Origin of the sequence: Enterobacter sp. R4-368, assembly GCF_000410515.1 — a bacterium.
Lineage (GTDB): Bacteria > Pseudomonadota > Gammaproteobacteria > Enterobacterales > Enterobacteriaceae > Kosakonia.
This window is the reverse complement of the sequence record NC_021500.1, coordinates 1,913,288-1,932,878: the sequence shown is the minus strand read 5'-3', so window position 1 is coordinate 1,932,878 and position 19,591 is coordinate 1,913,288. Positions and strand designations below refer to the sequence as shown.

Here is a 19,591-nt window from a genome sequence, read left to right as displayed (position 1 = left end):
CGGGGGCGAAATGGAGCAGATTAAAAGCGTATGCCCCTACTGCGGGGTGGGCTGCGGGCTGGTGATGCAGGTGGAAAACCAGCGCATCATCAGTGTGGTGGGCGATAAATTCCACCCGACCAACCAGGGGCGGTTGTGCACCAAAGGTAAAAGCTGTGCCGGGGCGATAACGGCGACTGGCCGGCTGGATAGCGCGTATCTCCGCACGTCGCGCCAGCATGAGCCGGTGCGCACGGCAATCGATGACGCCATTCGTGAAACCGCCCGGCGGCTGCGTGGCATTATCGATAAGCACGGCCCGGATGCGCTGGCGCTGTATGTTTCCGGCCAGATGTCCTTAGAAGCGCAATACCTGGCGAACAAGCTGGCGAAAGGGTTTATTGGCACCAACAACATCGAGTCCAACTCACGTTTGTGCATGGCCAGCGCCGCCAGCGGTTATAAGCTCTCGCTCGGCGCGGATGGGCCACCTGGCTCTTATGATGATTTCGAGCGCGCCGATCTGTTCCTGGTGATTGGCGCCAACATGGCCGACTGCCACCCAATCCTGTTTCTGCGCATGATGGAGCGCGTCAATGCCGGGGCGAAACTGATTGTCGTTGATCCTCGCCGCACTGCCACGGCAGAGAAAGCCTCGCTCTTTTTGCAGATCAAACCCGGCACCGATCTCGCATTGCTGAACGGTTTGCTGGCACTGTTGGTGCAAAACGGAAAACTGGATAACGATTTTATCGCCCGGCACACCGAAGGCTGGCAGGCGATGCCGGATTTTCTGCTGGACTATACGCCGCAGCAGGTGGCCGAGCGCACCGGGTTGCATGAAGCCGACATTCGCCAGGCGGCGCAGTGGATTGGCGAGGCGGGGGAATGGATGAGCTGCTGGACGATGGGGCTAAACCAGAGCACGCACGGCACCTGGAGCACCAACGCGCTGTGTAATTTACACCTGGCGACCGGCGCGATTTGCCGCCCCGGCAGCGGGCCGTTTTCGCTTACCGGCCAGCCGAACGCGATGGGCGGGCGGGAAATGGGCTATATGGGCGGCGGCTTGCCGGGTCAGCGATCGGTGCTGGTGGATGAAGATCGCGCGTTCGTCGAACAGCTATGGCAACGTCCTGCCGGCACGCTGCGTGGCGAGGTGGGCGGCGGTACGGTCGCGCTGTTTGACGCGATGAGCGCAGGCGAGATCAAAGCCTGCTGGATAATCTGCACCAACCCGGTCGCCACCGTGCCAAACCGCGAAAAAGTGATCGCCGGGCTGGAACGCGCCGAACTGGTGATTGCGCAGGATGCGTTTCTGGATACCGAAACCAACCGCTATGCCGATATCCTGTTGCCTGGTGCACTGTGGGCGGAGGCCGAAGGAGTGATGGTCAACTCCGAACGCACCATGACGCTGATGCAGCAGGCGGTATCTCCGCCGGGCGATGCGCTTGCCGACTGGCAAATTATCGCCAGTGTGGCGTGTGAAATGGGTTACGCGGAGGGCTTTCGCTACGCCAGCGCCGCCGCGGTGTTTGATGAAATCCGCGCCGCTCACAACCCGGCAACCGGCTACGACATTCGCGGCGCGAGCTATGCGCGGCTGCGCCAGACGCCGTTGCAATGGCCCTGCGCGCCGGATGATGATCAAACGCGCCACCCCATTCGCTATTTGCAGGCTAACGGGCGCGTGCGTTTTGCTACCGCCAGCGGCAAGGGGCAATTTTTTGCCCGCCCGGATCTCGCGCCTGCCGAAATGCCGGATGACGACTACCCGCTGGTGCTCAACACCGGGCGCGTGCAGCACCAGTGGCACACGCTGACCAAGACCGGCAAAATCCCGCTGCTTAATACGCTCAACCCCGGACCGTTTATCGAAATCTCCCCCACAGACGCACAACGGCTGGCGATAAACGAGGGGGACTGGGTGGATATCCGCTCGCGGCGCGGTATGGCGCGGCTGCCTGCGGTGGTGACTGACCGTGTGCGACCCGGCAACAACTTTGCGCCCTTTCACTGGAACGATCTGTTTGGCGAAAACCTGGCAATCAACGCCCTGACCAGCGATGCGCTGGATCCGGTTTCGCTGCAACCCGAGCTGAAACACTGTGCTATCGCGCTGGTGCGCAGCCAACAGCAACCCGCGCCCGCCGCTGCACCCGCAACGGATGAAGACAGCGGGTTAGTGCTGGTGCTGTGGGCTTCCACCACCGGCAATGCGCAGGCCTTTGCCCGACGCTGTGCCGAACAGCTGCTGCATGCCGGGCTGGCAGTAAAACTGCGCGCCATGGATAGCGTCAGTGTGAACGATATGGCCGCCGTGCCGCGCGTATTACTGCTCGCCAGCACCTTTGGCGATGGCGATCCGCCCGCTAATGGCGCGGCGTTATGGGCGGCGTTGAGCGCCGAAAACGCACCTGCGCTGAGCGGGACGGCGTTTTCGGTGCTGGCGTTTGGCGATGCCAGTTACGCGCAGTTTTGCGGTTTTGGCCGCAAGCTCGATGCCCGGCTGGCCGCCCTTGGCGCACAGCGGCTGCTGGCATGCCAGGTGTGCGATGCGGGCGATATTGACGCGGCGCAGCAGTGGCTGGCGGCGATCCACACTGACATTCTGCGGCTCGGCGCGCCGCTGCAAAACACGGCGCAACCCACGGCAAAATCTGGGTTCAGCCGCCACGATCCCGTTAGCGTGCCGCTGGTCACGAACCAACTGCTGAGCGCGCCGGGGGCGGAAAAAGAGATCCGTCAGTTCGCGTTTGATCTGCAGGGTAGCGGTTTGCACTACGAAGCGGGCGACGCGCTCGGTGTCTGGCCGCGTAACTGCCCGCAGCGGGTCGCCGATATCCTCGACCTGCTGGCGCTGGATGGGCAAAGCAGGGTGCAGGTTAGCGGCGTGGGCGAGATGACGCTGCAGGCGGCGCTCTGCGACTGTTTTGACATCACGCGCATCACCCCGGAGGTGCTGCGCCTGGTGGCTGACCATGCGCAAAACGAAACGCTGCATAGCCTGCTCTCCAGTGAAAACAGTACCGAACTTACGCAGTGGCTGTGGGGGCGGCAGATTATCGACCTGTTGCAGTGTTTCCCGGTACATCTGGCGGCTGAACAGTGGCTTTCGGCGCTGCGTCGCTTGCAGCCACGGCTCTATTCCATCTCCTCCAGCCCGAAAGTTTCCCCGCAGCGCGTTGAACTGACGGTCTCCACCGTGCGTTATGGCGACAGCAAGCAACGCGGCGGCGTCTGTTCGACCTTTCTGGCGGATCGCGCAGAGCACGTGGCGATCTTTATTCAGCCCTCGCCGCATTTTCGCCTGCCAGCCGATCCAAACACGGCGGTGATTATGGTCGGCGCAGGCACCGGCATTGCGCCGTTTCGCGGTTTTCTGCAGGAACGCCAGGCCACGGGAGCGAGAGGCGATAACTGGCTGTTCTTTGGCGAGCAGCATGCGGCCACGGATTTTTATTACCGTGAGGAGCTGGAGGCCTGGCAGCGCGACGGCGTGTTGTCGCGCTTCACCACCGCGTTTTCCCGCGATCAGGCGCAGAAAATCTACGTTCAGCACCGCATGCTGGAGCAGGGTGAAGCGCTGTGGCGCTGGTTAGCCGCCGGGGCACACTTTTATGTTTGCGGCGATGCGAGCCAGATGGCGAAAGATGTCGAAAACACTTTAAAGCAGGTGGCACAAACCTTTGGCGGCATGAGCGCTGACGCGGCGGACGCCTGGCTGGCGACCCTGGCGCGGGAAAATCGCTATCAGCGCGATGTCTATTAAGCGTTGTACAGTGTGATACAAAGCCAACGCCCGGGGCGCGCGTAACCAGGATACACTCATTTTACCGTTACCCGCCGCCAGGGCTTTTTGGATGGAACATATTGACCATATTTTGGTTGTTGATGATGACCGGGAAATTCGCACGCTGCTTGCTGATTACCTGACCCGCTCCGGCCTGCGCGCAAGCGTTGCCGCGAATGGCAAACAGATGCGGCAGTTACTCGAAACCACGCCGGTAGATTTGATTGTGCTGGATATCATGATGCCAGGCACGGACGGGCTGACGCTGTGCCGTGAGTTGCGCAGCAGCGCGCATAAAAACGTGCCGGTGCTGATGCTGACCGCGCGCAGCGAAGAGACCGATCGCATTGTCGGTCTGGAGATGGGCGCGGATGACTACCTGGTAAAACCCTTTGTTGCCCGCGAACTGCTGGCGCGTATTAAAGCCATTTTGCGCCGCACGCGCATGTTGCCGCCGAACCTGCAAATCACCGAAGCGGGACGTTGCCTGGCGTTTGGCGACTGGCAGCTTGACACCTCGGCGCGTCATCTGGTGGATGCGCAGGGGACCGTGGTGGCGCTGAGCGGCGCGGAGTATCGCCTGATGCGCGTGTTTCTCGATCACCCACAGCGCGTACTCAACCGTGACCAGCTTCTGAACCTTACGCAGGGGCGCGACGCGGAGCTTTTCGAACGCTCCATTGATCTGCTGGTAAGCCGCCTGCGCCAGCGCCTGAACGACGACGCGCGTGAACCGGCTTACATCAAAACCGTGCGCAGCGAGGGCTACGTTTTCTCAATGCCGGTGGTTATCACAGAGGCGCGGGAATGAGGCTGTGGCCGCGTTCGCTGCTGTCACGTTTAGTGGTGATTGTGCTGGTGGGATTGCTGCTGGCGAACGCGTTAACCCTTAGCCTGCTGCTGTATGAACGCATTACTACCGCGCGTTCGGTAATGCTGGGCAATCTTGAATACGATGTGGCGACCAGCGTGGCGATCCTCGACCGTTTACCCGCCAGCGAGCGCCCTGCATGGCTGGCGCGTATCGATCGCGGTAACTATCGCTATTTGCTGAGCGCAGGTGAAGGCGGGCGCTACCCCACCAGCTGGCGTTCGAAAGATACCGCTCGCTCGCTTGAACAGGCGCTGGGAAGCCAATATGCCCTGAAAATCAATGCCGTCCCAGGCCCGCAGGAACATTTGCAGGCGCATTTGCGCCTGCATGATGGCGCGCCGCTGACCATTGATATCACCCCGCGTCCAACGCCTATCGCTCGTTGGTTGCCTGCGGTGCTGGTCGCACAACTGCTGCTGTTGCTTATCTGCTGCTGGCTGGCGGTACGCCTGGCGGTGAAGCCGCTGACCCGCTTTACCCGTGCGCTTGATGCGCTCACCCCATCGCCCGAACCCCCGCCGGTGATGATCGAAAACGGCCCAACGGAGGTGCAGCACGCGGTGCGCGCTTTTAACGCCATGCAGGCGCGTATTGCTCATCATCTGAGTTCGCGCGCGCAGATCCTCGCTGCGATTTCGCACGACCTGCAAACGCCGATCACCCGGATGCGGTTGCGCAGCGAAATGGCTGCCGACGAAGCGCTGCGCGACAAACTGCTGGCGGATCTGGATGAGATGTCCCGGCTGGTTCGTGAAGGGATCGCTTATGCCCGCACTCAGGATGCGCCGCCGCTCGCACCGCAGCGGCTGGCGCTGCACCCGTTTATCGACAGCCTGGTGTGTGACTATGTCGACGTTGGCAAGCGGGTAAGGCTGCTGCGCTGCCCGCCGGATCTCACGCTGCACATTGATGTGCAGGCGCTGCGGCGCATATTAACCAATCTGCTGGATAACGCGCTGAAATTCGCCGGCCAAGCAGACATCGATATTGTACTTACGCCAGATGCGCCGCTCGCGATCCATGTGCTTGATAACGGCCCCGGCATTCCTGAAGAGGCGCTGGCAGCGGTGCTGGAGCCTTTCTACCGGCTGGAAACCTCGCGTAATCGCGGCACCGGTGGCACCGGTCTGGGGCTGGCGATTGCCCGGCAACTGGTGTCGCAACTCGGTGGGCAACTGCACCTGAGCAACCGCCCGCAGGGCGGGCTGGATGCCTGCGTGCTATTGCCGCATTAAGTTTGTATCTCTGCGTATCTGCTCTCCGGCCTGCAACACCGGCTGACAAAACCCGCCATCACCGACACCGCCGCGATACACCGCGGCGGTGTAATGCGCCTGTTTCCTCAACGAATCAAGGAGCTTGTTATGGTGATCATTGCTTTTTTAGGCGGCTGCTTGACGCTGCTCAGCCCCTGTACGCTGCCGGTTATTCCGCTACTGTTCGCAAGTTTTGGCCGCGATAAACGTCATCTTGCCGCACTGCTGGCGGGAATGGTGGCGATGTTTACGCTGGTGGCACTGCTGGCGGGCGCCACGCAGCAGTGGATCATCCAGGCCAACGCCTGGGGGCGCTGGCTGGCACTCGGTCTGCTGGCTGTGATGGCGCTGGCGCTGATTTCGCCGCGCATTGCCAGCACGGTGATGTACTTTGTTGTGCGCGCCGGTGAACGGCTCGATAACCGCAGCCGCCGTTCGGGCGGTGTTCTTTCGGCGCTGCTGGCGGGGTTATCCGTCGGGCTACTGTGGGCGCCGTGCGCCGGGCCGATCCTGGGCGCGGTTCTGAGCACCACCATGCTTAACGGCGCAAGCGGGCAGACGGCGCTGGTGCTGGCGGCTTACGGCAGCGGCGCGGCGGCGATGCTGGCGCTGCTCTGGCTGTGTGGCGATCGGCTTTTTTCCCGCCTGCGCGCCAGTCTGCCCTTCAGCGAGCGGCTGCGTCAGGGGGCGGGCGTCGCCATGCTGGGCGCGGTAGTGCTGATTGGCAGCGGGGCGACGTCTGCGTTGCAGGGAGCGGGGGCGTGGACAACGCGGCTGGAACAACAACTCCTGAGCTGGCGGACATCGCCGCAACCTGCCGTCACGCTGCAGCCGGTCAGCGAGCCGCTGGTGCGCAATAGCATGCCGTCACTGGAAGGGGCGGTGAGCTGGCTTAACTCCGCGCCGCTCACTGCGCAGGCGCTGAAGGGCAAAGTGGTGCTGGTGGATTTCTGGACGTTCGACTGTATTAACTGCCAGCACACGCTACCGTATGTCAACGCGTGGGCGGAAAAATACCGTGACCAGGGGCTGGTGGTGATTGGTGTTCATACCCCGGAATACCCGTTCGAGAAGAACATTCAGTCGCTGCAAAACGTGGTACGCAAAGAGAATATCCGCTTCCCGGTGGCGGTGGACAATAACTACGCCATCTGGAATGCGTTTGGGAACCAGTACTGGCCTGCGCATTACTACTTTGATGCCAAAGGGCAACTGCGGCAGATGTACTTTGGGGAAGGGGAGTATCAACAGCAGGAGCAACTTATTCAGAAACTGCTGGCCGAAGCGCATTCATGAGGGAAAAGCGCCTTCGCTGATCCAGCCGAAGGCGCGTGCTGTTTAATGCCGTGCAATGTCGATAAGCGCCTGCGCAAAAAACGCGGGCGCTTCTTGCGGCAGGTTATGACCAATGCCGCCGGTGGCGGTACGGTGCTGGTAGCGGCCGCTGAATTTGGCGGCGTAGCTGGCAGGGTCCGGATGCGGCGCGCCGTTTGCGTCGCCCTCAAGCGTAATGGTCGGCACCGTAATTACCGGTGCCTTTGCCAGTTGCTGCTCCAGCGCGTCGAAACGGCGCTCGCCGCTGACAATTCCCAACCGCCAGCGATAGTTATGCAGCGTAATGGCGACATGATCGGCGTTGTGCAATGCCTGCGCCGAGCGGGCAAACTCCGCTTCGCTAAAGCGCCATTGTGGCGAGGCGGTTCGCCAGATAAGTTTCGCAAACTCATCGGTGTGCTCGCGATAGCCTGCTTCGCCGCGCTCGGTCGCAAAGTAAAATTGATACCACCAGGCGAGTTCCGCCGCGGGCGGCAGCGGTTTTTTGTTCGCCTGCTTGCTGCCAATCAGATAACCGCTTACCGAGACCAGCCCTTTGCAGCGCTGCGGCCACAGTGCGGCAAGGATATTGGCGGTACGCGCGCCCCAGTCAAAACCGCCGATCACCGCCTGTTTAATGTCGAGCGCGTCAAGAAAGGCAATCGCATCGACGGCGAGCGCCGCCTGCTGGCCGTTGCGCGGCGTGTCGGCTGATAAAAATGTGGTGCTGCCATAGCCGCGCAGCCACGGTACCAGCACGCGAAACCCGGCACGGGTAAGGCGCGGGATCACATCGGCAAAGCTGTAGATGTCATACGGCCAGCCGTGCAGTAGCAGCATCGGTTCGCCGTTTTCCGGCCCGGTGTCGATATACCCGATATTCAGCACGCCTGCGTCAATCTGCTTAATGGGCGGTAGCGGCGTCAGGTTGCGCGGTGTGGTGGTGAGGGCGGCGGGCGGTGCGCTGGCCTGGGCGGGAAGGGCGCTGATCCCCAGTTCCAGTGCGGCCAGGCTTGCGGCGGTGGCCTGTAGCAGCAGGCGGCGTTGCGGATTTTCAATCGATGACATAAGTCACTCCTGCAAAAAAGTGGGCGATGGCGTCCTGCGCCATCCACCCGCTATTGCAAGGGATCACTGTATCCCGATTGTGTGCGGCTACGCGCCGTTCTGTATCAGCGTGTATAACAGCGGTGTTTGCGTATCGCGTGCAGGCTCTGCGGCCAGGCGATCTTCCGGGAGCTTACACAGCAAGCCTGCCGTCAGGCCGATCAACGATGTTGGCGGGTAATCCTGCCACTGTCCTGGCGTGTTCATGCGGGCGATTTTGTCGCCAGTGGCAAAATGTTCTGAAAAGTAGATCTTATGCACATGGGTGAACTGGTGCGTATCACAGTTCACGACCAGGCTTTGGCGTTCGCTGCGGATCATCATCAGTGGATTCTTTTTCACCGGCATGCCTTTGGTGTAGTTATGAATCACGTCAATACGACGCAAATAGGGATTGCCGTCGTAAAGGGAAATGGTACGAAAATCCAGATAGCTGACGCCGCTACTGAGTGTCACGAACTTAACGACCCGCTTGGGCGGGGTTTCCTCTTGCGTAACGCTGGCACCCGGATGGCTGGTGCAGCCGGACATCAGCAGCAGTGCTGAGCCAAGAAACAGGGATTTTTTCATTTTTGCTCTCCTTGCAGATCCGGGCGCACCGCCAGTAACTCGTCCTTGCTGACCTTGCCCTGAATCGAGCAGCGCAAAAAGGTTTTGCCTTCACTCACTTCCAGCATTGCGAGTTTTTCCACGCTATCCGCGGCCGGAGCAATACCGCTGACGGCGGTTTTGTTGACCCGCCATGTGGTCTCACCGGCGCGTTTGATCAGCGGATTGGCGTAATACCCGTCCGTGACTTTCTGCCAGTGAATGTCAGGCAACGCAGCTATCACCGCAGACATGGGCTCTTCGATCACCCATCCCCAGAAGTAATAATCACCCAATTTGCCCAGTGACTCCTGCGACCTGTCAAAGCCAGAAATAGTGAGCTGACTGATGCGCAGAGGCTTGCTAAACCAGACGGTATCGGAGCCGTCTTTCGGCGCGGCAAACCAGGCGTGATGCTGCTTATCTGTGACCACTGGCGCAGTGTGCGCCAGTGTGGCTCGCTGTTTGTAGAGTTCACTGAAAAAGCTGCTGTCGCAACGCAGTAAACTTTCGGTCAGCGTTTGCGCCTTTGCGCTGCCGGTTATTGCCAGCGTGAGCAGCGCCAGCGGCATAATTAACTGTTTCATCGGTGTCCTTACGTTTTAATTTCGTGTTTTTTACGGCTTTATTTCTTCGTATTCCGCAGAGGCCGGGTTGTATTTCAGCCGGGCGACATTAATGACGCAGGTATCAGTGCCATAGTCATAATGCACTTCATACAACGCCCCTTTTTTCGGCGTGAAGTGAATATCTACGCTGCACCCTTTGTAAGCCTCATGGTGAATGGTTGTCGGCAAATCGGGCAGCAGCGTGGTTTCAAAAAAAGCGTCACTGTATTTTTTGTTCTTTAACTTTGGAAAACCCATATCCTGGGTTGGACCATAAGCCTTATTAATAAAGCGATCGTGTTTTTGTACCCAGCCGCCAAATTTCTGCCCGCTGGTATCCGTTTGATAAATGGCGTAGGTCATCGTTGCGCCAATTAAGCGAATTTTCGCGGTATCATCCGTCATTAATGGCGGGTAATAAAAAGGCTGTTCCGGGAAAAACGGGTTATTTTTACTGATACATCCCGCCAATAAAAATAACGAAACAATAACAATTAATTTACGCACCATTCCCCCGGCGATGATCATTTCCACATTGATAGACGGGTATCGGCACCTGAGGTCTGACCTTTACATAAAAACGCGGCGGGCGTGGTTTTTTGCGATTCTATTAAGTTGTATTATTTATGCATCTTAATTATTGGTGACATGTATGGCTGGCCCCCGGATCCTGCGAGAAAAACTGACTATCCGCAAAATGATTGCCCTTTATCAGCGCGCCTGCCCGGATGCGGTAAGCAGCGCGGCGCACTACGCGGATTTGTACGCTTATGCGGAAAAGCGGCTGGATAAATGCGTGTTCGGCGAAGAGAAACCGGCCTGCAAGCAGTGCCCGGTGCACTGTTACCAGCCTGCGAAACGCGAAGAGATGAAACAGATTATGCGCTGGGCGGGGCCGCGTATGCTGTGGCGTCACCCGGTGCTGACGGTGCGCCATTTGCTTGATGATAAACGCCCGGTGCCGGAGCTGCCGGAGAAGTACCGGCGCAAATAGCGGGTAAAGGTAAAAAAGCAGGATGCGTATTCGGTAAAGGTGGGGAACGAAGGTGGGTTACGCATTTGCCGGATTAGCGGTTTTACGGCGCTGTTGACGCGCAATGAAACGCCCGACGCGCGAAAACGCCCGTCGGGTCTGCGGCTATAACGCCTCTTTATCAATACCTAATCGTTTCATTCTGGAGAGCAGCGTCGTGCGTTTGAGTCCCAGACGCTGCGCCGCGCCTTTTGGCCCGGCCACCACGCCGTTGGTTTCCCGCAGTACGCGCACAATCAGCTGATACTCATCTTCCCCTTCGCGCGCCACTTCGGCGGGCGTTTCAGGCGCGACGGAGGGCACGGCGATTTCCGCCATCGACAGTTGCAGCACGTTGCCGCGCGTGAGCAGCACCGCACGCTCGATCACGTTCTCCAGTTCACGCACATTCCCCGGCCACTCCATCGCACTCAGCACGCGCAAGGTTTCCGCCGGGATGCTGTCGATATTGCGCCCCATTTTGCGCGCGATTTTAAAGGTGAAAGCTTTTACCAGCAGCGGAATGTCTTCCGGGCGCTCGCGCAGCGGCGGCAGGTGGATCGGGAAGACATTCAGGCGGTAATAGAGATCGCTGCGAAATTCCCGGTCGGCGACCATCTGTTTAAGATCGCGGTTGGTGGCGGCGATCAGCCGCACATCGGTCTGGATCAGCTTGTTGCTGCCGAGGCGCTCAAACTCCTGCTCCTGCAACACGCGCAGCAGCTTGGGTTGCAGCTCAAGCGGCATATCGCCCACTTCGTCAAGAAACAGCGAGCTTTTATCCGCCAGCTCAAAACGCCCGATGCGCTGGGCGCTGGCGCCGGTAAACGCGCCGCGCTCGTGGCCAAACAGATCGCTTTCCAGCAGCCCGGCCGGCATGGCCGCGCAGTTCATCTTCACCATCCGGCGGCTGTTGCGATCGCTCAGGTTATGGATGGCGCGCGCGATAAGCTCTTTCCCGGTGCCGGTTTCGCCAAGGATCAGCACCGTGCTGTTGCTCTGCGCCACCATCTCAACCTGCTTGAGCACGCGGAACATGGCATCGCTACGCCCGATGATCTCGCCAAATTCGCTGTCGACATTATTGAGTTGTTCGGTCAAGGCGAGGTTTTCATCCACCAGCCTCTCTTTCAGACGGTGGATCTCCTGGTAGGCCAGCGCGTTATCCACGGCAATGGCGATACGCTCGGCAATCTGGCGCAGCAGCTTCAGGTTCGCCGGGGTAAACACCTCTTTCTGGCACTGCGCCAGTTTCAGCACGCCCAGCAGATTTTTGCCGGACATCAGCGGCAGCAGGCACAGGGTCTGAATTTTATTACCCCAGGTTTCAAACAGCATCCGCTCGTAAGGGGCGAGTTTGTCACGCTCATGCAGATTAATCAGCAGCATCTCTTTGCTGCTAAATACCCGCTCGGTCAGTGTTCCCTGTTCGTCGACTTCCTGCGTTTCATGGGCGGGGTCGGCTTCATCCAGATAATGCGTCGAGTAGATGGTCAGTTTGCCCTTGCGGCTGCCGCGCAGCACCAGGCTAATGGCGTCAATGCCGAAGTAGTAGTGGATCTCTTTTGCCACTTCACTGACCAGCTCATCCATATGCAGCCGGGAGAGCACCGCGTTGGTGATAGCCACCAGAATGCGAAAATCGTCGCGCTCCTGGCACAGAAGCTCGTAGTCCGGCGTGGGGTGCTCGCGGCTTTGCAACTGCTCGGCAACGACAGCAACGATCTGCGTCAGCGTATGCAGGCGCTCGGTCTCTTTGTCGCTCCATGGCCTGTCGCTGGTACGAAAAAATTCGCAGCCGCCAAAAATCTGCCCTTCGGCGGCGAGCGGCAGCAAGCTGTAATGCGCGAATGCCGGATAGATCCGGCTTTCGGCAACGGCGGGCCAGGTCTCGCTAAAGAGTTGCGCGGTGCAGCGCAGCGCCTGCGGGTGAGAGAGAATATGCCGCACCGGGCCGCCCGCCAGCAGCGCCTGGTCGTTATATCTGGCGCAGTTGTCGGGTGTTTGCACGGCGTAACGGCTGGCGAGATGACTGTCGGCATGCCACAGCACAATCGCGGCGTTGTCGGCGAGACCCGCCTGGCGGGTTAACCGGGTTAACGTTTCACAAAGCGCGGCCATATCGGGCTGCTGTAATAACATCCGCGTTATATCAAACAATCCTTGTTGCCCGAGATCACTCATCGGTGTATACGACATTTTGCTTTTCCAGGAACACACGCAGAAGGTGTGAAAAAATTAATAAAAATAAAAGGTTAACAAATCCGTGGCAAGGGTTCGGCATGGGGCAAATCCAGCAGGCGCTTCACTCCATAAAGGCCTGTCAGACGTACACCTTTGCGTTCGACCACTTCACCAATTATTGCGGCGTCGCGCCCTAAAGGGTGAGCGCGTAATTGTGCCAGCGCCTGCTCTGCGGCTTCGCGCTGTACGGCAATCACCAGTTTGCCTTCGTTGGCAAAATTTAATGCATCCAGCCCCAGCAGTTCGCAAACCCCGCGCACCGCCGGTTTTACCGGTAAGTCTCGTTCATTTAACTCAATGCCGTAACCGCAGGCGGCAGCAAACTCATGTACCACGGCGTTAACGCCGCCGCGCGTGGCGTCGCGCAGCGCTTTTACGCCGGGAAGCTCGCGCAGTTGGCTAATCAACGGCGTCAGCACCGCGCAATCGCTGGTCAGCTCGCCATCCAGCCCTAAGCCTTCGCGCAGATTAAGGATGGTTGCGCCGTGATCGCCCAGTGTGCCGCTTGCCAGCAGCACATCGCCGGGTTGCAGGGAGTTTGCCGCCCAGTGAACCGACGCCGGGATAGCGCCAATGCCGGCGGTATTGATAAATACCTTATCGGCTGCGCCGCGCTGCACCACTTTGGTATCGCCGGTAACAATGGCGATACCGGCGCTGCGGGCGGTGTCGGCCATGCTCTCTACAAGGGTTTTCAGCGTTGCTATTGGCAACCCCTCTTCAAGGATAAAACCGCAGGAGAGGAAGCGCGGTGTTGCGCCGCTAACGGCAATATCATTTGCCGTGCCGCATACCGCCAGCTTGCCGATATTGCCGCCGGGAAAGAACAGCGGATCGATAACGTAGCTGTCGGTGGAAAACGCCAGCCGATCGCCGCCTGCTGTAAGCTCTGCCAGATTGATACGCGCCTGATCTTCCTGCTCTGCAAGCCAGGGGTTATCGAACGCCTCCATAAAAAGCTGGCTGATAAGCTGTTGCATCGCCTGGCCGCCGCTGCCGTGCGCCATCTGCACTTCATTCATGCTTCACACTCCTGAGCACGATATTGATACCAGGCCGCGCAGGCACCTTCCGATGAAACCATCAGCGCGCCGAACGCGCTTTGCGGGTTACAGGTGTTACCGAACAGCGGGCACTGGTGCGGTTTACAGCGGCCGGTCAGCACGTCACCGCAGCGGGCGCGTGGATCGTCATACACTTGCTGTACCTCCGGGCGAAAATGCGCTTCGGCGTCAAAGCGCTGATATGCAGGCGTCAGATGCACGCCGGATTCGCCAATCATGCCCAGGCCGCGCCATTCACTGTTGCCGCGTACGGTAAACACCTCGGCGATGGCGGCCTGCGCCAGCCGGTTGCCTTCGTCCGGCACCACGCGGCGATACTGGTTTTCCACCTTACTGTGGGCGGCAATTTTTTGCTCAACCAGCATCACCACGCCCTGCAACAGATCGAGCGGTTCAAAACCGGCGACCACCAGCGGGCGCTGATAAGTATCGGCGATGAAAGTATAGGCGTCGGTGCCAATCACCATACTGACATGACCCGGCGCGAGAAACGCGTCGATGCCGTTGTCCGGCTGCTCCAGCAGGCTGCGCAACGTTGGAATCAGCGTGATGTGCTGGCAGAAAAACCAGAAGTTATCGAGGTTACGGGCTTTTGCCTGCTGCAATGTAATGGCGGTGGCGGGCATGGTGGTTTCAAACCCGAGGCCGAAAAACACCACCTTGCGCTGCGGATTTTTTTCCGCCAGCGCCAGCGCATCCATTGGTGAATAGACAATCTGCACATCCGCGCCGCGCGCTTTTGCCTGCAGCAGCGAGCCGTTTTTCCCCGGCACGCGAATGGCGTCGCCAAAGGTGCAGAAAATCACCTCCGGGTGTTGAGCGATCTCCACGCAGGTATCAATTCGCCCCATCGGCAACACGCAGACCGGGCAGCCGGGACCGTGAATAAACTCAATGTTTTCCGGCAGTAGCTGGTCGAGGCCAAACTTGAAAATAGCGTGTGTGTGCCCGCCGCACACTTCCATAATGCGCAGCGGACGCGCGGCGGTGTAAGAGAGGTGCGCTGCCCGTTCACGCAGGTGATCAATCAGTTGCATCACCTGTTCCGGGGCGCGATATTCATCGACAAAACGCATTATTTCTCCTCACCGTAAAGCAGCGCGCCGACATCGGGTTCGACATCGAACATGTTTTGCAGCGCCGCCAGCGTATCCAGCGCCTCTTCTTCGTTAATCACGCTCATCGCGAAGCCGACATGCACCAGTACCCACTGGCCGAGGCGTGACTGACCGTTTTCGTCGATGCTGCCGACCAGCGTTAAATCGACATCGCGCTGAATGCCGCTGACATCCACTTTGGCTTGCAGGCCATCAATGGCGCAAATTTGCCCCGGTACGCCTATACACATCGTTGCGTCTCCAGCCAGTCAAGCCAGGCGTCCATCCCGTCGCCTTTGGTGGCTGAAATCAGCATGATTTCAATGGTCGGGTTCACTTCACGGGCATAAGCGATGCATTGCTCGACGTTAAAATCGAGGTAGGGCAGCAAATCCACTTTATTGAGCAGCATCAGTGAGGCAGCGGCGAACATATGCGGGTATTTCAGCGGCTTGTCTTCGCCTTCTGTCACCGACAGCACCGCCACTTTATGACGCTCGCCAAGATCGAAACCCGCCGGGCACACCAGGTTGCCGACGTTTTCGATAAACAGAATGCCGCGATTTTCCAGCGCCAGTCGCGGTGCGGCGTCGGCAATCATCTGCGCATCAAGATGGCAGCCCTTGCCGGTGTTAACCTGAATCGCCGGCGTGCCGGTCGCGCGAATGCGTGCGGCATCGTTAACGGTTTGCTGATCGCCTTCAATCACCGCGCAAGGGACGCGCGCTTTCAGGCGTTTAAGGGTTTCGGTAAGGAGGGTGGTTTTGCCGGAGCCGGGGCTGGAGACCAGGTTGAGCACCAGGTGTTGCGAAGCGGCGAAACGGGCGCGGTTGCGGGCGGCGATTTGGTTGTTTTTCTCCAGCACGTCGATTTCCACCTCCACCATCCGGCGCTGGCTCATACCTGGCGCGTGGGTACCGGCTTCACCGTGACCATAATGCAGGTCGCCGTGTTCCAGTTGCGTGGGACGAAAATCGTCGGTTTTGATACCGGTGATTTTCAGCGCCGGGCGAGCGGCTGGGGAGAACGGTGCACCGCGAAACGCCGAGTGCGGGTTATGTTCGTCACCCTCGATATAAAGGTTACCGTCCTGACAACCACATGTTGTACACATTGTTTACTCCTCAATTTCCAGTCGCTGAATTTGCATGCCGTCATCGGCGACAATCTGCAACTGGTCGCTGTGGCACTGCGGGCAGCGGCGCACTCGCTGGGTAAGTAACGTCACATACTGTTGGCAGGACTCGCACCAGCATTCCGCCTGTTGTTGTTCGATGTGCAGTGTACAGCCTTCCGCCCGGCTGCCGCGGCAAACCAGATCAAAACAAAACGTTAAAGCTTCCGTTTCTACACAAGAAAATGCGCCGACTTTCAGCCACACGCCGGTGACCCGGCGCGCGCCGTTTGCTGACGCCTGTTGTTCGATAATTTCCAGCGCACGCTGGCAGAGGGTGATTTCGTGCATAACGCCTCCTGATGACTTTGCGCCCTTAATGCAATAAGAGTGCCATTCCGCGTTTTGACACGGTGACGATGTCGACAATGTCGAGATGACACGTCGAAAGGGTGAGCGTTTTGTTTTTATTTTCTTTTAAATCAATGGGTTAAATTTTGGCATGGATGATGCTTTACCGCCGTTGTTTTTCATTAACCGGGTAAGCAAACATGACGATTTGGGAAATTAGCGAAAAGGCAGATTATATTGCCGGGCGGCATCACCGCCTGCAGGAAGAGTGGCGAAGCTACTGTAACGCGTTAGTTCAGGGCGTTACGCTCTCCAGAGCGCGGTTGCATCACGCTATCGGCTGTGCGCCGGAACAGCAACTCTGCTTTGTGCTGTTCGAACACTTCACGGTTTATATCACCCTGACCGGCGGCTTTAACGGTCACACCATTGAATATGCGATTGCCAATAAAGAGAGCGACGAGCGACGCGTGATTGCCAAAGCGCAGCTCTCCAGCGATGGCAAGGTCGATGGCGCGTTCAGCGTGCGCGATCGTGAAAAAGTGCTGGAGCATTATCTCGGCAAAATCGCCGCCGTTTACGACAACCTGTATGCCGCAATGGAAGCGGATACGCCGGTCAATCTCACCACGCTTGTCAGCCACGCGCACGCGCCTGCGCTGGCCTGAGTTTGGGTGTCGACATGTGTCGAAGTGACACATAGCGCGACACGTTTCGTCATAAATGACCGCCCGTAACCAGGGTGAATCACCTGAGGATTTGCTGGTGAACCGTTTTGTAATTGCCGATTCGGCGTTATGTATTGGATGCCATACCTGCGAGGCTGCCTGCGCCGAAACGCACCGTGCGCATGGCCTGCAGGCGATGCCGCGGCTGCGTGTGATGCGCAGCGAAAAAGAGTCCGCGCCGCAGCAGTGCCACCACTGTGAAGACGCGCCCTGTGCGGGCGTTTGTCCGGTGAACGCGATCAACCGCGTTGATGGCGCGGTGCAGTTAAATGAAAGCCTGTGCGTCAGCTGCAAGCTGTGCGCGATTGCGTGTCCTTTCGGCGCGATTGAGTTTTCCGGTAGCCGCCCGCTGGATATTCCCGCCAATGTTAACTCGCCCAAAGCGCCCGCTGCGCCGCCTGCGTCGGCGCGTGTCAGCACGTTGCTGGATTGGGTGCCCGGCGTGCGGGCAATTGCGGTGAAGTGCGATCTCTGCCACTTCGATGCCGAAGGCCCGGCCTGTGTGCGGATGTGCCCGACCAAAGCGCTGCATTTGGTCAATAACCGGGATATCGCCAGAGCCAGCCGTCGCAAACGCGAGCAAACCCTCAACACGGATTACGGCGATTTATCGCTGTATACGCAGCTAAACCGGAGCGCGAAATGACTATCCTCTCTTTGTTAAGCGCTGCTGTTGCAGTACTTACCTGCGCAGCCATGCTGGCCTATCTGTTTATGCCGTTCAAAGTGTTAAGCGGTCTCTTTTCCGGGCTTGGCGGCGCTATCGGCTGTGCAATGGCGGCGGCCTGCGGCGTGATGGCATTAACAGACGCTGTCACCGTGAGCGGCACGCTGCCGTTGATTGAATATCACGTCCTGGTCACGCCGCTCAGCGCCGTATGGCTGATCACGCTCGGCGTTTGCGGCGGTTTTGTTAGCCTGTTCTCCATTGACTGGCATCGCCATGATGCGGTGAAAGCCAACGGTCTGCTGATGAACTTACTGCTGGTCGCCGCGCTGTGCGCGGTGAGCGCGGCAAACTTCGGCGCGCTGGTGATCATGGCGGAAATTATGGCGCTGAGCGCGGTATTTCTGACCGGCTGTAGCAAATCCGGCAAGCTGTGGTTTGTCATGGGCCGCTGCGGTACGGTCCTGCTGGCGGTGGCCTGCTGGCTGCTGTGGCAGCGTTACCAGACGCTGGATTTTGCACTGCTCGGTACGCATGCGCTCGGCAGTGACATCTGGCTGCTCGGCGTGATCGGTTTTGGCCTGCTGGCCGGGATCATTCCGCTGCATGCCTGGGTGCCGCAGGCGCACGCCACTGCACCCGCACCGGCGGCGGCGCTGTTTTCCGCGGTGGTGATGAAAATCGGCTTGTTCGGCATTTTGAGCCTTTCGCTGCTCGGCGGCCAACCGCCGCTGTGGTGGGGCATTGCGCTGCTGGTATTTGGCATTATTACCGCCTTTATTGGCGGGCTGTATGCGCTGATGGAACACAACATCCAGCGCCTGCTGGCGTACCACACGCTGGAGAACATCGGCATTATTCTGCTCGGCCTTGGCGCTGGCGTCACCGGCCTTGCGCTGCAACAACCTGTGCTGCTGGCGCTGGGGCTGACCGGCGGCCTGTATCACCTTTTCAACCATAGCCTGTTTAAAAGCACGCTGTTCCTCGGCGCGGGCACGCTGTGGTTTGGCACCGGTTATCGCGATATCGAAAAACTCGGCGGTATCGGTAAAAAGATGCCGGTTATCTCGCTGGCAATGCTGGTCGGGCTGATGGCGATGGCGGCGCTGCCGCCGCTCAACGGTTTTGCCGGTGAGTGGGCGATTTATCAATCCTTCTTTGGTTTAAGCGCCAGTGGTCATTTCCTGCTGCAACTGCTGGGGCCGCTGCTGGCGGTTGGTCTGGCGATTACCGGCGCGCTGGCGGTGATGTGCATGGCGAAAGTCTATGGCGTCACTTTTCTTGGCGCGCCGCGTAGCGCTCAGGCGGAAAACCCGCGCTCCATTCCCTGGTTAATGACTGGTGTGGTCGCCGCGCTGGCCATTTGCTGCGTTATCGGTGGTGTTGCCGCGCCGTGGCTGATGCCGCGTCTGTTTGCCGCTGTACCGTTGCCGCTGCAAACGGCAAACACCGTGGTGTCGCAGCCGATGATCGCGCTGTTGCTGATTGCCACGCCGCTGCTGCCGTTACTGCTGATGATGCTGTTTAAAGGCGATCGCCTGCCTGCCCGCCGTCGCGGTAGCGCCTGGGTGTGCGGTTACGATCACGAAGGATCAATGGTGATTACCGCGCATGGTTTCGCCATGCCGGTGAAAGCGGCTTTTGCCCCGGTGCTGAAACTGCGGAAATGGCTGGAGCCCCGGCTTCCTGTTCCCGGCTGGCACGGTGATAGCGCGCCGGTGCTGTTTCGTCGGCTGGCGCTGATTGAGCTGGCGGTGCTGGTGGTAGTGGTGATTTCACGAGGAGCCTGATA

General features: G+C 59.1%; 18 protein-coding genes. 8 read left to right on the top strand and 10 right to left on the bottom strand.

Features of this window, described 5'->3' with window-relative positions:
* Positions 1 to 10: 10 nt before the first annotated feature.
* From H650_RS09095 to H650_RS09080, 4 genes are all read left to right on the top strand, one after another.
* On the top strand, positions 11 to 3,754 hold the full coding sequence (locus tag H650_RS09095) for a bifunctional nitrate reductase/sulfite reductase flavoprotein subunit alpha (protein WP_020454983.1): 3,744 nt from the start codon (positions 11 to 13) through the stop codon (positions 3,752 to 3,754).
* A 91-nt stretch (positions 3,755 to 3,845) separates the two neighbouring features.
* On the top strand, positions 3,846 to 4,586 hold the full coding sequence (locus H650_RS09090; RefSeq protein ID WP_020454982.1) for a response regulator: 741 nt from the start codon (positions 3,846 to 3,848) through the stop codon (positions 4,584 to 4,586).
* A complete protein-coding gene (locus H650_RS09085) occupies positions 4,583 to 5,884 on the top strand; it encodes an ATP-binding protein (RefSeq protein WP_020454981.1) in 1,302 nt (433 codons plus the stop codon). Before H650_RS09090 ends, H650_RS09085 begins: the two co-directional genes overlap by 4 nt.
* 129 nt (positions 5,885 to 6,013) lie before the next feature.
* Positions 6,014 to 7,201: a cytochrome c biogenesis protein DipZ gene (locus tag H650_RS09080; RefSeq protein WP_020454980.1), complete on the top strand. Its 1,188-nt coding sequence runs from the start codon at positions 6,014 to 6,016 to the stop codon at positions 7,199 to 7,201.
* A gap of 42 nt (positions 7,202 to 7,243) precedes the next feature.
* Here H650_RS09080 and H650_RS09075 read toward each other — a convergent pair whose 3' ends face one another.
* The 4 genes from H650_RS09075 to H650_RS09060 all read right to left on the bottom strand — a co-directional run bounded on the left by H650_RS09075 (position 7,244) and on the right by H650_RS09060 (position 10,032).
* Positions 7,244 to 8,287 carry an alpha/beta fold hydrolase gene (locus H650_RS09075; RefSeq protein WP_020454979.1) on the bottom strand — a complete coding sequence of 348 codons (1,044 nt, stop codon included), beginning with the start codon at positions 8,285 to 8,287 and terminating at the stop codon, positions 7,244 to 7,246.
* 87 nt (positions 8,288 to 8,374) lie between these two features.
* On the bottom strand, positions 8,375 to 8,896 hold the full coding sequence (locus H650_RS09070) for a surface-adhesin E family protein (protein ID WP_020454978.1): 522 nt from the start codon (positions 8,894 to 8,896) through the stop codon (positions 8,375 to 8,377).
* Positions 8,893 to 9,501, bottom strand: coding sequence for a hypothetical protein (locus tag H650_RS09065; RefSeq protein ID WP_020454977.1), 609 nt, complete (start codon positions 9,499 to 9,501; stop codon positions 8,893 to 8,895). The genes H650_RS09070 and H650_RS09065 overlap by 4 nt, the downstream gene beginning before the upstream one ends.
* Before the next feature lie 30 nt (positions 9,502 to 9,531).
* Entirely contained in the window at positions 9,532 to 10,032 is a 501-nt protein-coding gene (locus tag H650_RS09060) for a flagellar basal body L-ring protein FlgH (protein WP_238328388.1), read from the bottom strand.
* A 142-nt stretch (positions 10,033 to 10,174) separates the two neighbouring features.
* Here H650_RS09060 and H650_RS09055 point away from each other — a divergent pair, with 142 nt between their 5' ends.
* Positions 10,175 to 10,516 carry a nitrous oxide-stimulated promoter family protein gene (locus tag H650_RS09055; RefSeq protein ID WP_044489469.1) on the top strand — a complete coding sequence of 114 codons (342 nt, stop codon included), beginning with the start codon at positions 10,175 to 10,177 and terminating at the stop codon, positions 10,514 to 10,516.
* 144 nt (positions 10,517 to 10,660) lie between these two features.
* Here the strand turns inward: H650_RS09055 and flhA are convergent, their stop codons facing one another.
* From flhA to hypA, 6 genes are read right to left on the bottom strand one after another with little or no spacing between them, the layout of a single operon-like run.
* Positions 10,661 to 12,733, bottom strand: a complete 2,073-nt coding sequence (gene flhA / locus H650_RS09050) for a formate hydrogenlyase transcriptional activator FlhA (RefSeq protein WP_044489467.1) — start codon at positions 12,731 to 12,733, stop codon at positions 10,661 to 10,663.
* Between the two features lie 56 nt (positions 12,734 to 12,789).
* The gene (gene hypE, locus H650_RS09045) at positions 12,790 to 13,800 is read right to left on the bottom strand and encodes a hydrogenase expression/formation protein HypE (protein WP_020454973.1); all 1,011 of its coding nucleotides are present in this window, start codon (positions 13,798 to 13,800) and stop codon (positions 12,790 to 12,792) included.
* On the bottom strand, positions 13,797 to 14,918 hold the full coding sequence (gene hypD / locus H650_RS09040; protein WP_020454972.1) for a hydrogenase formation protein HypD: 1,122 nt from the start codon (positions 14,916 to 14,918) through the stop codon (positions 13,797 to 13,799). Before hypD ends, hypE begins: the two co-directional genes overlap by 4 nt.
* Entirely contained in the window at positions 14,918 to 15,190 is a 273-nt protein-coding gene (locus tag H650_RS09035; protein WP_020454971.1) for a HypC/HybG/HupF family hydrogenase formation chaperone, read from the bottom strand. The genes hypD and H650_RS09035 overlap by 1 nt, the downstream gene beginning before the upstream one ends.
* A complete protein-coding gene (gene hypB, locus H650_RS09030; RefSeq protein ID WP_020454970.1) occupies positions 15,181 to 16,053 on the bottom strand; it encodes a hydrogenase nickel incorporation protein HypB in 873 nt (290 codons plus the stop codon). The genes H650_RS09035 and hypB overlap by 10 nt, the downstream gene beginning before the upstream one ends.
* Positions 16,054 to 16,056: 3 nt before the next feature.
* Positions 16,057 to 16,404, bottom strand: a complete 348-nt coding sequence (gene hypA, locus H650_RS09025) for a hydrogenase maturation nickel metallochaperone HypA (RefSeq protein WP_020454969.1) — start codon at positions 16,402 to 16,404, stop codon at positions 16,057 to 16,059.
* A 200-nt stretch (positions 16,405 to 16,604) separates the two neighbouring features.
* Here hypA and hycA point away from each other — a divergent pair, with 200 nt between their 5' ends.
* From hycA to hycC, 3 genes are all read left to right on the top strand, one after another.
* Positions 16,605 to 17,072, top strand: a complete 468-nt coding sequence (gene hycA, locus H650_RS09020; RefSeq protein ID WP_020454968.1) for a formate hydrogenlyase regulator HycA — start codon at positions 16,605 to 16,607, stop codon at positions 17,070 to 17,072.
* A 97-nt stretch (positions 17,073 to 17,169) separates the two neighbouring features.
* Positions 17,170 to 17,778, top strand: a complete 609-nt coding sequence (locus H650_RS09015; RefSeq protein WP_044489716.1) for a 4Fe-4S dicluster domain-containing protein — start codon at positions 17,170 to 17,172, stop codon at positions 17,776 to 17,778.
* Positions 17,775 to 19,589, top strand: coding sequence for a formate hydrogenlyase subunit 3 (gene hycC, locus H650_RS09010; RefSeq protein ID WP_020454966.1), 1,815 nt, complete (start codon positions 17,775 to 17,777; stop codon positions 19,587 to 19,589). The genes H650_RS09015 and hycC overlap by 4 nt, the downstream gene beginning before the upstream one ends.
* Positions 19,590 to 19,591 lie beyond the last annotated feature (2 nt).